The following is a 12,521-nucleotide window of genomic DNA, read 5'->3' as shown; positions in this document are numbered from 1 at the left end:
TTTGGATGAAAAATTATGTATGTAGTTTTAAATGGGAAGAAAAATAATATAAGTATCACTTTATAGTGTGGGGAGGTTAAAAGTGTGAAAGGTAAAGATTTTCACACGAATATATATGGGTTATGTAGGATTATTACTTTCAGGGGCAGCTTTATTTTTAAATAGTCTTGTTATATTAGGGAAAGCAGAGATGAAAAGTGCGGGTGTTTTTAATTTATTTGTGGGTGCACTACAAATTATTATTCCGTTTTATTTGATCATGATTTCTGACCAAAGCAATTGGACAGTGTATTCATATGCGGCTACTTTCTTATTTGGATTAACTTATTTATATGTAGGTGTTACTTTTATAAAAGGAATGGATAGTAGTGGTCTAGGATGGTTTTGTATTTGGGTAGCAATTATAGCCTTATTCTATATGGTTGTTTCATTTGTTCAATTCCATGATGTTGTTAATGCGTTAACGTGGTTTATGTGGGCATTACTTTGGTATTTATTCTTTGTATTAAATACACAAAAGAAGAACATTAATCAATATCTTGGAAGGATTGCCTTCGTACAATCATGGGTAACATTGACTTTACCTTCACTCTTTTATTTTATGGGAGTGTGGGGAGAGGGATTTGTATATGAACTATGGGTTTATGTATCAGTAATTTCTATTTTGTACTTCTGTTATTGTATTTATAAATATCGAGTACGTTAATATATTTTCTGTAGAAAAGCATGGAATCGTTAAACGAATTCCATGCTTTTTATATGTTGGCACTTATAATAGAGAGGTAGTATTTTACAATTTGCTAAAATGGGGATGATGAAGTTGAAAAAAGTATTGGTGCTAGGGGGAACAAGATTTTTTGGTAAACATTTAGTAGAAGCACTTTTGCAAGAGGGGCACGATGTAACGATTGCGACGAGGGGAGTTACTGAAGATTCTTTTGGTAGCGCAGTAAAAAGAATAATTATTGATAGAGAAGATGGAAAGCTACTAGAAAAGCGTCTAGAAGGAAAAAGTTATGATATTGTATACGATAATTTATGCTATAGCTCGAATGCAGCGAAGATAATATGTGAAGTGTTACGAGGGAAAACGAAGAAATATGTTATGACATCTTCAATGGCCGTCTATGAACCTGCCCTAAGCTTATCAGAAGAAGACTTTAATCCGTACGATTATGCAATCGCGTATGGAGATAGGAATGACTTCAATTATGGTGAAGGAAAGAGATTAGCTGAAGCCGTTGTATTTCAACAAGCAACATTCCCAGTTGTTGCAGTTCGTTTTCCAGTTGTTATTGGAGAAAACGATTATACGAAAAGGTTACAATTTTACGTTGAATGTATTGTGAACCAAAAACCTATCGTTGTGGATCATGTAGATGGAACTTTGTCATTTATACATGAAAAAGAGGCAGGAGAGTTTCTAGCTTGGTGCGGAATGGAAAATGTGAAAGGGCCAATTAACGCCTGTAGTAACGGGGTAGTTTCTACGGAAGAAATTATTCATTTCATAGAAGAGAAGACAGGAATAAAAGCACTCATTCAGAAAGCTGGGGAAAATATAGCTCCTTATAATGAGGTAACTAACTGTACATTACATAATGGAAAGGCTCGTGAATTCGGATTTTTGTTCCGAGAGCTGAAACTAGAAATGAAAAATGTTTTAAAACATTATATAAATACAATGAAGTAATCATAAATCCCCCGGTGGCAATCCGGGGGATTCTGGAGGATTTCGACAATACTGATTTTACATTACCAAATTTACCTTATACGTACGACTAATGTTTTTGTGATTGAATTGCTTGTAAATACTTCTCGTTTACTTGGTCCCAGTTTACTGTATGCCACCAGTTGGTAACAAACTCTGGGCGCCTATTTTGATACTTTAAATAATAAGCATGTTCCCATACATCAATTACGAGTAAGGGGATTTTCCCTTCTTGCAAAGGCGTATCTTGATTTGGTGTACTCATAACAGAGAGTTCCTCACCGTCAAGAACAAGCCATCCATAGCCACTTCCAAAACGACTAATAGCTGCTTTGGAAAGTTGATCTTTTAAGTTGTCAAAGGTATTGAAATAATAATCAATTACTTTTGCAACGTCTCCATTAGGCTCACCGCCACCTCGTGGGCTCATCACTTCCCAAAAAAGACTATGACAATAGTGACCACCACCGTTATTTCGTACAGCTGTAACAATTTCCTTCGGTAAAGCATCTAAATTACATAGCAATTCTTCTAAAGATTTATTATGTAATTCAGTATAATTTTCTAAAGTAGCATTTAAATTGTTTACGTATGTCGCATGGTGCTTTCCATGATGAATGGAAAGTGTATTGCTATCAATATGTGGCTCTAGTTCATCATAGTCATATGAAAGCTTTGGCAATTGAAATGAAGACATAACATTACCTCCTTTCCACTTAAAAAGTTGGTCTAGGTAAAAATACTTTACCTGAGTCAAAAATACACCCATTTTCCATATAAGTCAATAGTAAGTCCATTAATTTTCTGAAAAATATTACAATAAAAGTAACACTCTCACTTTCATTTGTGACTCCTATCCTTTTTGCTTATACTGTAAAGTAGCAGGGTTTTGTTGAAATAGAAGGAGATTGTTTATGAGTAAAACGAAACAATTAATAGAGGAAGCAAGTAATTTTATTACGATTTGTTATAAGGAGCTTCATAAAGAACAATTGATAGAAGAACGTATAAAAGAAATTCAAATTGAGATAGAAAAGACAGGGACATATGAGCATACATTTGAAGAACTTGTTCATGGTTCACGAATGGCATGGCGTAACAGTAATAGATGTATTGGAAGACTATTTTGGAGTAAGATGCACATATTAGATGCGCGCGAAGTAAATGATGAAGAGGGTGTATATAATGCATTAATTCATCATATTAAATATGCAACGAACGACGGGAAAGTTAAACCAACCATTACGATTTTTAAGCAATATCAAGGTGAGGAAAATAATATAAGAATTTATAATCACCAATTGATTCGATATGCAGGATATAAAACAGAAACGGGAGTGATTGGTGATTCTCATTCCGCTACATTTACGGACTTTTGTCAGGGGCTTGGTTGGCAAGGAGAAGGTACGAATTTCGATGTATTGCCACTTGTGTTCTCTATAAACGGGAAGGCGCCTACATATAAAGAAATTCCGAGAGAAGAAGTAAAAGAAGTGCCAATTGAACACCCAGAATACCCTATTTCATCACTTGGAGTAAAATGGTATGGTGTTCCAATGATTTCAGATATGCGTTTAGAAATTGGCGGTATTTCTTATACAGCCGCTCCGTTCAATGGATGGTATATGGGAACAGAAATTGGGGCGCGTAACTTAGCAGATCATGATCGTTATAATTTACTTCCGGCTGTTGCGGAGATGATGGATTTAGATACATCGAGAAACGGTACCTTATGGAAAGATAAGGCGCTAATTGAGTTGAATATTGCCGTACTACACTCCTTTAAAAAACAAGGAGTTAGTATTGTTGATCACCATACTGCTGCACAACAATTTCAGCAATTTGAGAAGCAAGAAGCTGCTTGTGGTCGTGTTGTAACAGGTAATTGGGTATGGCTTATTCCGCCATTATCTCCAGCTACCACTCACATTTATCATAAACCGTATCCGAATGAAATTTTGAAGCCAAATTTCTTTCATAAATAATATTTAGTGTAGGTTTTTTCTGTGAAATATAATTTTTTTTAATTACTGTTATGTAGCAAATGGAAGCCTTTACTCTCGGTTATTTTTGGAAGAGGCTTTTTGAACCAAGGAGTACCTTATGTTATAATCAAATTTCTGTTTCGAAGACCTTATAGAAATATAAGGTCTTTTGTTTTGCTTTTTTATGTAAGAGGAAGAGGATTTTTCTTTTTAATAAGGGATTTGGCATATTTTTAGGGACAACATAAGTATGTGGGAAGTCGATAAAATGTTATGCATATATAATTATTATGTTTTGGGTTTAAACAATAAAACATAATAAAGTTGTTTTTTTTGATTGCTGAGGAAGGAGGAAGTATAAATGAGGATGAAGAGTCGAAAAACTGATTGGCCTGTATTTATTATTAGTGGTGGTTCACTTTTATTATTTGTAATTGCAGTTTTTTTGAACAAGGATTATGTAGAGAGTGCGATTAATAAAAGTTTCGCTTTTTCAATTAAATATTTCGGTGCCTTCTGGCAAGTTTTATTATTAGGTACATTTATTGTTGCGATGTGTATGGCTTTCTCCAAATATGGGAGAGTTAAGCTTGGGGGATTAGAAAAACCTGAGATTAGTACGGCAAAATGGCTTGCTATTATTATGTCTACATTACTTGCTGGAGGTGGCGTTTTTTGGGCAGCAGCAGAGCCAATGTATCATTTGATGACGGTGCCACCAATACATGATGGTATATCTGCTGGAACGAAAGAAGCAGTCATGCCTGCTTTAGCACAAAGTTATATGCATTGGGGATTTTTAGCATGGACGATTTTAGGTACAATTAGTGCGGTAGTTATGATGTATGGACATTATCATAAAGATATGCCGCTAAAACCTCGAACACTTTTATATCCTATTTTTGGGGAAAAATTAAGAAAGAGCCTGCTTGGAACGATAATTGATGCAGCTGCAATTATTGCAGTAGCTGCAGGTACAATTGGCCCAATTGGATTTTTAGGTTTACAAGCAAGTTATGGATTACAAGAATTATTTGGAGTTTCTGATGTGTTTATTACTCAATTAGCAATTATTGTTTGTGTGGTGGCCGTGTCTACCATATCGGCAGTAACAGGTATTGATAAAGGGATTCAAATTATAAGTAATTTAAATGTTAGATTAGCAATTGTGTTAATGGCATTCATATTACTATTTGGGCCAGGTGGATTTATTATTGATTCGTTTGTTTCTTCGTTTGGATTTTATGTAAATGAGTTTATACCGATGAGCACATACCGTGGTGATACAAGTTGGTTAGGATCTTGGACAATCTTTTTCTGGGGATGGTTTATTGGATACGGACCAATGATGGCAATTTTAGTGAGTCGAATTTCAAGAGGGAGAACGATTCGAGAAATCATCGTTGCAATTGGAATTATCGCACCTATTATTACAACATTTTGGTTTACTATATTAGGTGGATCAGGCGTGTTTTATGAGTTGATGAATCCTGGGTCTATCTCGGACGCATTAAGTGAATCTGGTATGCCGGCAGCTATGATTGCAATTACAGGGCAATTGCCACTTTCTAATATTATTGGACCAGCATTTCTTTTATTAACAATTTTATTTGTAGTGACAACAGGAGATTCAATGGCGTATTCCATTTCAATGGCAGTGACTGGAGACGGAGATCCTAGAATTAGTTTGCGAATTTTTTGGTCGCTTATTATGGGCGCAGTTGCAGCAATTCTTTTATATATGGGTGAAGGAAGTATTAATGCGCTACAATCGTTTATCGTGGTGACGGCAGTTCCGGTATCAATTTTGTTATTCCCAATGCTATGGTTAGCGCCTAAAGTTGCGGGAGAATTAGCATTAAAACAAGGTATTGTAAAAGAAGAAGATAAAACTGCATTCTTATTTCAGAAGGCTAGTAAATCAAAATAAATAAAAACGTAAAAGAGGAAGCATCTTAAATGAGATGCTTCCTCTTTTACGTTTAATCTAATACTTTTCCCTTTGTTTCTGGTACACATAGTAGCATTGTAATTAACCCGATTGGGTAGATGATAAAAATCAAGGACAATGCTCCAAGTAGGTTGCCACCTGTAGCAAGTAAGCCAATAATAACAGGCCCAAATCCAGCTAACCCACGTCCTGTACCGAAAATAAAGTTTTCGGCGGTAGAGCGAGCTTCAGCAGGATAGTTTTCAGCTAAAATTGCTCCAAATCCTCCCATCATTCCATTTGCAAAGAATCCAAGCAATGCACTTCCCCATAATAATAATGTTGAATCTGTGAATAAGAAGAAGTAAATGAGACAGTATACTGTACCGCCAATATAATAGATTGCAAAAGTTTTACGGCGACCAATTTTATCAGCTAGAATACCAAAGATTGCAATTCCAATTAGCATACCGATGGTAGAAATGAACATCCAGCCACTTGCTTTTGCTAATGTATAGTTATATTTATTTGCTAAAATAGTGGGCATCCATGTGAAGATTCCGTAATATCCGAAGTTTTGGATGAACGACATAATAATAAGACCAATTGTTGTAATTGTTACTTTTTTATTGGCAAATAACTTTCGAAGTGGAAATTTTTTTATATGTTTTAGTTGTTCTGCTTCAGTAGTTGTTAATTTACCTGCAGCTTCTTTTTGCAATAGTTCCTTTTTGTAGCGTTGTTTTTGCTCCCATATTTTCGGTTCACTTAAACTTTTACGGACATAGACAGCTAGTAAAGCTGGAATTAATCCAAATAAGAAAACGGCTCTCCATCCAAAGTGTGGGACAATAAATGCTGGAAGGAGTGAAGCAATCAGTACACCAAATTGCCATCCAAGTGCAACAACAGATGTCGCTTTAGCGCGCATTTCTTTAGACCATGTTTCTGTTACGATGGCCATTCCGATTCCGAATTCACCACCAACTCCCATTCCAACTAAAAAGCGCAGAATTAATAATTGCCAGTAGTCTGTTGCGAAATAAATGAGTGCGGTTGCTAGTGAAAACAGTAAGATTGTGAAGGCCATTGTACGAATACGGCCAAATAAATCAGCAATAAATCCAAATAAATAAGAACCAATTAACATTCCTATTGTGGTAGCTAAAGTTAAGTTTCCACCTTCAACAGGACTTAAGTGAAACTCTTTTAAAATATAGACAAGTACGAAAGATAATAGCAACATATCTAAACCTTCTGCTGCATATCCTAGCGCAGAACCAAATAATGTTTTATATCTTTTCGCTTTTGTCTCCTCTGTTGTTTGTTGTACATCAGTAGTGACGTTCATTATTACTCCTCCTTATTTTCTACAGTCGCTATGGAAGAATAACAAAAGGCCTTCTCACCTGATATGATGAGAAGGCCAAAAAAGCATACGTATCCCCAAGAAAAGAACATACGTATATTGTATTCCGACTTCCTTCTCAACCTCACGGGGTTGGGTTAAAGGACTGTATTATATTACTTTATTTTTAGCACTCTTCTATATGTATTGTCAAATAAAGAGGAAGTTATTATGTGTAAAATATTTCAAAAAACATTTCGTTCTTCTTGACGCCGACTTCATTATTTTCCCATAATAAAACTAACTAAATAAAAAGGAATGAATCAAAGATGCTAAATTTAGTACTCATGATGATTGAACGAGTCGGACTTATAGTTATTTTAGGATTTTTACTCTCTCATATTAAAACTTTCAGACGCCTCCTTCATAAACAGGATGGCTATGTAGATAAGCTTAAGCTTATTTGTATTTTTTCGGTATTTACAATTGTAAGCAATTACACTGGGATTGAAATAGCAGGAAATACGATTATGAATGAAAATTGGTTACAAGGTGTTTCATCATCGAGTACCATTGCAAATACACGTATTATGGGTGTTGGAATTAGTGGATTGCTTGGTGGTCCTATCGTCGGAATTGGGGTAGGATCAATTGCTGGTATTCACCGTTATATGCTTGGAGGGACGACAGCTCTAAGTTGTGCAATCTCTTCAATTTTAGCAGGCGTTATAACTGGTTATATCGGATACATTTTTAAAAAATATAACCGTACAATTACCCCTAAGTTTTCAGCGATTTTAAGTGTTTTTATCGTTTCTTTAGAAATGATTATGATCCTATTAATTGTAGAGGATGGAATGAGCATTGTGAAAACAATTGCGATACCAATGATCCTTGTAAATAGTTTTGGAAGTTTTATTTTACTTTCTATGATACAAGCTATTTTGCGTCAGGAAGAGAACGCAAAGGCACTTCAGACTCATAAGGTATTACGTATTGCAGATAAAACGTTACCATATTTTCGCCAAGGCTTAACAGAAGAATCGTGTAAGCATGTGGCACAAATTATTCACCGCTTTACAGGAACAGATGCGGTATCCTTAACAGATACAGAGAAAATATTAGCTCATGTTGGATTAGCATCAGATCACCATATTCCGTCACATAGTTTAATAACTGGTTTGTCGAAAGAAGTGTTACACACAGGGAAAATAATGAAAGCAAAATCACGTGAGGTTATTAATTGTCAACATGAAGGCTGCCCTTTGCAAGCGGCGATTGTTATTCCACTAACTTCACATGGAAATACAATAGGGACATTAAAACTGTATTTCAAAAATCCTAACCAGTTAAGTCGTGTGGAAGAGGAATTAGCAGAAGGATTAGCAAAAATATTCTCTACACAACTTGAATTAGGTGAAGCTGAGTTGCAAAGTAAATTATTGCAAGATGCGGAAATAAAGGCATTACAAGCACAAATTAACCCGCATTTTTTATTTAATGCGATTAATACAGTATCAGCTTTATGCCGAACAGATGTAGAAAAAGCAAGGAAGTTATTATTACAGCTTAGCGTATATTTCCGATGTAATTTGCAAGGGGCACGTCAGTTATTGATTCCACTAGAACAAGAATTAAACCATGTACAGGCATATTTATCCTTAGAACAAGCAAGGTTCCCAAATAAGTATGAGGTAAAGATGTATATTGAGGACGAGCTAAAGACAACTTTAGTACCACCATTTGTTCTTCAACTATTGGTTGAAAATGCATTGCGACACGCTTTTCCGAAGAAGCAACCAGTATGTGAAGTAGAAGTGCATGTTTTTGAAAAAGAGGGTATGGTTCATTTTGAAGTAAAAGATAATGGGCAGGGAATTGAGGAAGAACGTTTAGAACAATTAGGAAAGATGGTAGTTTCGTCAAAGAAAGGGACTGGAACAGCTTTATATAATATTAATGAACGTCTTATTGGATTATTTGGAAAAGAAACGATGCTTCATATCGAAAGTGAATTAAATGAGGGGACAGAGATTACTTTTGTTATTCCAAAAAAAGTAGGGGAGGAAGAGCAGATTGTTAAAAGTATTAGTAGTTGACGATGAAATGTTAGCACGTGATGAACTAAAGTATTTATTAGAGAGAACGAAAGAAGTTGAGATAATTGGTGAGGCTGATTGTGTGGAAGACGCATTAGAAGAACTAATGCAAAGTAGACCAGATATTGTGTTTTTAGATATTCAATTATCCGATGATAACGGATTTGAAATCGCCAATATATTAAAGAAGATGAAAAATCCACCTGCAATTGTATTTGCTACTGCCTATGATCAATATGCACTGCAAGCATTTGAAGTAGATGCGTTAGACTACATTTTAAAACCATTTGATGAAGAGCGTATTGTGCAGACATTAAAGAAGTATAAAAAACAAAAACAATCGCAAATAGAAACGAAGCACGAAATAAAGGGGACAGATGTAACAGTAGAGATGCATAAATTAGCATTACCAATTGAAGAATCAATCGTACTTGTTAATATTGAAGATATTGTATATGTAGGACTTGTGGACGGAAAAGTGACAGTAAAAACAATGAGGGAAACATATGTAACACACGATACACTTGTGATTTTGGAAAAGAAGTTGCCGCAAGTAAGTTTCATGCGCATCCATCGTAGTTTTATTGCGAATATTAATCATATTACTGAAATTCAGCCATGGTTCAATTCTACTTATAATTTAATCATGAAAGAAGGATCAAAAGTACCTGTTAGCCGTACATATGCAAAAGAACTCAAGAAGCTGCTTCGTATTTAAGGAGCAGCTTTTGTATTTCATCCTTTTATATTTGTAACTGATTCTGTATATTTGACGCTCTGTTATGTAAACGCTTACTCGGGCGGTTATATCCTATACAATAAAGGTACCAAATCGAAAGAGGTGGCCAAAATGAGTACGAAAAAAGTATATAGTTTCTTATCACAAGCATTCATATTCTCAGCTATTATGTTAATTTCTAATATTATTGCAACACATTTACCAATTCCAATGCCTTCATCGGTAATCGGGTTAGTTATTTTATTTAGTCTATTATGTTTAAAAGTTATTAAATTGGAGCAAGTTGAATCACTCGGAACAGCTTTAACAGGTATTATTGGATTCTTATTCGTCCCATCAGGTATTTCAGTTATTAATTCTCTTGGTGTAATGGGACAATACTTTGTACAAATTTTAACTGTAATTGTTGTAGCAACAGTTATTTTACTCGCTGTAACAGGATTATTTGCACAATTTATTTTAGGAAAAGATGAAAAAGAAACAGAAGATACAAAAGAATTGAAAGTAGTAAATAAAGGACGCAAGCACGGAAAGGTTGCGTAACCATTGTATTTATATATTGTTGGGAGGTAATGAACATGGCAAGCACAATGACTCCATATTTCGGAATCGTCGTTTCATTAATCGCATACGGAATCGGAACATTATTATTCAAGCATTCAAAAGGGTTCTTCCTATTTACACCATTATTCGTGGCGATGGTATTAGGGATTGTATTTCTAAAGGTAGGTAACTTTACTTTTGAAGAATATAATACTGGCGGAAAAATGATTAGTTTCTTCTTAGAGCCAGCAACAATTGCATTCGCTATCCCACTATATAAACAAGTTGATAAGTTGAAAAAATATTGGTGGCAAATTTTATCAGCTATCGTGGTTGGATCTATTTGCTCAGTAATTGTCGTGTTCATTGTTGCAAAAGCAATCGGTTTAGATACAGCAGTAATGAATTCAATGCTACCACAAGCAGCAACAACAGCAATTGCGTTACCAATTTCAGAAAGTATTGGTGGTATTCCAGCAATTACATCGTTTGCAGTTATTTTCAACGCAGTTATCGTATACGCATTAGGAGCATTATTCTTAAAAACATTTAGAGTGAAACATCCGATTGCAAAAGGTTTAGCACTTGGAACAGCGGGTCATGCATTAGGAGTTGCAGTAGGAATTGAAATGGGTGAGGTAGAGGCAGCGATGGCAAGTATTGCTGTAACGGTAGTTGGGGTTGTAACAGTAGTTGTCATCCCAATGTTCATGCCATTCATTGGATAGTAAAACTTACTTAAAAAATAAGAAAAGCAAGCTATTTGTAGGACAGATTTCTACTGATAGCTTGCTTTTTATGTTACAGTAGTGGTAAGACCTATTAAAAAATGTAAGTTTCCTTAAATCTTCATTAATACTATGTAGAATACGTTTTGAATTAGGTCATTGTATTGTAAAATAAGAAGTAGGCTACTATATACCTGGTAAGGTAGGCATATAATGAGTTTATAAAAATCTTAATATGAATGAATAATTAAAAGTAGAAAAGAGAGAGAAATCTACTTATTAACGTTTTAGTTTATAGGACAGGAGAGAGTATTCGTCGATTATGCAAATAAAAAACCTGTTTCAAAGCAAAGGATTCCAGAGGTTACTCGTATTAGTAATACTTGCTCTCGTGTTATACGGGCTGCAAAGTATGTTGAATTTAATATTAATTACGTTTATTCTCACGTATTTAATGGATCGATTCCAAAAGTTTATTTCACGCAAATTAGATCATTTCATGCCTATTAATCGAAAAATTATTATAGCGTTTCTATATGTAATGTTAATTGGTGGAATTGCTATTACGCTATTTAAATATTTACCAGTATTGACGATACAAATTTCACAACTGATTTACCAATTCAATGTATTTTTAAGAAACCCACCAGATAGTGAACTAATTAAGTATGCAGTTAATGCTGTCAATCATATGGAGCTTTCTAAATATGTAGGACAAGGCGTAGACATTTTGTATAAATCGATTACGAATGTTGGTAAATTTGGCCTTCAAGTTTTACTTTCTTTAATTTTGAGTTTGTTTTTCTTATTAGAAAAATCTCGTATTGTCGGTTTTACTGCAAAGTTTAAAGAAAGCAGGCTTGCAATTTTCTATACTGAAATTGAGTACTTCGGAAAGAAATTTGCACGTTCATTTGGAAAGGTAATCGAAGCGCAATTTTTAATTGCTGTTGTTAACTGTGTTCTTTCAGTTATCGCATTATGGATATTAGGATTCCCACAATTATTAGGTTTAGCGTTAATGATTTTCTTGCTTGGCTTAATTCCAGTAGCAGGGGTTATCATTTCGTTATTCCCACTTTGTATGATTGCTTACAATATTGGCGGTATCATGTACGTTGTTTATATTTTGGTTATCGTAACAGTGATTCATGCGCTTGAAAGTTACGTATTAAACCCGAAGTTTATGTCGCAAAAAACAAATTTACCGATTTTCTATACATTTATGGTATTAATCTTCTCAGAACACTTCTTAGGTGTATGGGGATTAATTATCGGTATTCCAATCTTCATCTTCTTATTAGATGTTTTAGACGTGACAAGTGATGAAATGGAGAAGGATGTTGGAAAAAATAAAGTGAAGTAAAGAAAAAGCATCGATGTTCGGTGCTTTTTCTTTTATAATATGATGTTTCTTATGCCATACTGTAAGCAGAAC

General features: G+C 34.7%; 11 protein-coding genes. 9 read left to right on the top strand and 2 right to left on the bottom strand.

The features are described 5' to 3' along the window. Positions 1–115: 115 nt before the first annotated feature. Both GBN91_RS16310 and GBN91_RS16305 read left to right on the top strand, forming a co-directional pair. A complete protein-coding gene (locus GBN91_RS16310; RefSeq protein WP_000542569.1) occupies positions 116–706 on the top strand; it encodes an AmiS/UreI family transporter in 591 nt (196 codons plus the stop codon). Positions 707–805: 99 nt separating this feature from the next. Further along, on the top strand, positions 806–1,693 hold the full coding sequence (locus tag GBN91_RS16305; protein WP_002025132.1) for an NAD-dependent epimerase/dehydratase family protein: 888 nt from the start codon (positions 806–808) through the stop codon (positions 1,691–1,693). An 88-nt stretch (positions 1,694–1,781) separates the two neighbouring features. On the opposite strand, the gene sodA is transcribed toward GBN91_RS16305, so the two are convergent. Then, on the bottom strand, positions 1,782–2,408 hold the full coding sequence (gene sodA, locus GBN91_RS16300) for a superoxide dismutase [Mn] (RefSeq protein ID WP_000094037.1): 627 nt from the start codon (positions 2,406–2,408) through the stop codon (positions 1,782–1,784). Between the two features lie 217 nt (positions 2,409–2,625). Between sodA and GBN91_RS16290 the strand changes: the two genes are divergently transcribed. Beyond that, the gene (locus GBN91_RS16290) at positions 2,626–3,696 is read left to right on the top strand and encodes a nitric oxide synthase oxygenase (protein ID WP_000047627.1); all 1,071 of its coding nucleotides are present in this window, start codon (positions 2,626–2,628) and stop codon (positions 3,694–3,696) included. A gap of 361 nt (positions 3,697–4,057) precedes the next feature. Then, positions 4,058–5,626, top strand: coding sequence for a BCCT family transporter (locus tag GBN91_RS16285; protein WP_016123913.1), 1,569 nt, complete (start codon positions 4,058–4,060; stop codon positions 5,624–5,626). Positions 5,627–5,678: 52 nt separating this feature from the next. On the opposite strand, the gene GBN91_RS16280 is transcribed toward GBN91_RS16285, so the two are convergent. Continuing rightward, entirely contained in the window at positions 5,679–6,977 is a 1,299-nt protein-coding gene (locus GBN91_RS16280) for an MFS transporter (RefSeq protein WP_001103412.1), read from the bottom strand. A gap of 326 nt (positions 6,978–7,303) precedes the next feature. Here GBN91_RS16280 and lytS point away from each other — a divergent pair, with 326 nt between their 5' ends. From lytS to GBN91_RS16255, 5 genes are all read left to right on the top strand, one after another. Beyond that, entirely contained in the window at positions 7,304–9,073 is a 1,770-nt protein-coding gene (lytS, locus tag GBN91_RS16275) for a two-component system sensor histidine kinase LytS (RefSeq protein WP_000933561.1), read from the top strand. Next, complete coding sequence (locus tag GBN91_RS16270) at positions 9,051–9,791, top strand: LytR/AlgR family response regulator transcription factor (protein ID WP_000921842.1); 741 nt, start codon at positions 9,051–9,053, stop codon at positions 9,789–9,791. Before lytS ends, GBN91_RS16270 begins: the two co-directional genes overlap by 23 nt. A 132-nt stretch (positions 9,792–9,923) precedes the next feature. Further along, a complete protein-coding gene (lrgA, locus tag GBN91_RS16265) occupies positions 9,924–10,355 on the top strand; it encodes an antiholin-like murein hydrolase modulator LrgA (protein ID WP_000104901.1) in 432 nt (143 codons plus the stop codon). Positions 10,356–10,390: 35 nt separating this feature from the next. Next, positions 10,391–11,083 (top strand): antiholin-like protein LrgB, encoded by a 693-nt coding sequence (gene lrgB, locus GBN91_RS16260; protein ID WP_000168869.1) that lies wholly within the window; start codon positions 10,391–10,393, stop codon positions 11,081–11,083. A 322-nt stretch (positions 11,084–11,405) separates the two neighbouring features. Next, positions 11,406–12,449: an AI-2E family transporter gene (locus GBN91_RS16255; protein WP_001166010.1), complete on the top strand. Its 1,044-nt coding sequence runs from the start codon at positions 11,406–11,408 to the stop codon at positions 12,447–12,449. Positions 12,450–12,521: the final 72 nt, after the last annotated feature.

It is taken from the genome of Bacillus sp. B1-WWTP-T-0.5-Post-4, assembly GCF_009183795.1.
Lineage (GTDB): Bacteria > Bacillota > Bacilli > Bacillales > Bacillaceae_G > Bacillus_A > Bacillus_A cereus.
Note: the sequence above shows the minus strand (reverse complement) of the source record. Positions and strands in the feature narration are given on the sequence as shown.

What these genes read in the sequence shown, in the direction of transcription:
- GBN91_RS16255 (WP_001166010.1), top strand. Translation starts at nt 11,406, where the DNA reads ATGCAAATAAAAAACCTGTTTCAAAGCAAAGGATTCCAGAGGTTACTC.
- GBN91_RS16290 (WP_000047627.1), top strand. Translation starts at nt 2,626, where the DNA reads ATGAGTAAAACGAAACAATTAATAGAGGAAGCAAGTAATTTTATTACG.
- lytS (WP_000933561.1), top strand. Translation starts at nt 7,304, where the DNA reads ATGCTAAATTTAGTACTCATGATGATTGAACGAGTCGGACTTATAGTT.
- GBN91_RS16310 (WP_000542569.1), top strand. Translation starts at nt 116, where the DNA reads ATGGGTTATGTAGGATTATTACTTTCAGGGGCAGCTTTATTTTTAAAT.
- GBN91_RS16305 (WP_002025132.1), top strand. Translation starts at nt 806, where the DNA reads ATGGGGATGATGAAGTTGAAAAAAGTATTGGTGCTAGGGGGAACAAGA.
- sodA (WP_000094037.1), bottom strand. Translation starts at nt 2,408, where the DNA reads ATGTCTTCATTTCAATTGCCAAAGCTTTCATATGACTATGATGAACTA.
- GBN91_RS16285 (WP_016123913.1), top strand. Translation starts at nt 4,058, where the DNA reads ATGAGGATGAAGAGTCGAAAAACTGATTGGCCTGTATTTATTATTAGT.
- GBN91_RS16280 (WP_001103412.1), bottom strand. Translation starts at nt 6,977, where the DNA reads ATGAACGTCACTACTGATGTACAACAAACAACAGAGGAGACAAAAGCG.
- lrgA (WP_000104901.1), top strand. Translation starts at nt 9,924, where the DNA reads ATGAGTACGAAAAAAGTATATAGTTTCTTATCACAAGCATTCATATTC.
- lrgB (WP_000168869.1), top strand. Translation starts at nt 10,391, where the DNA reads ATGGCAAGCACAATGACTCCATATTTCGGAATCGTCGTTTCATTAATC.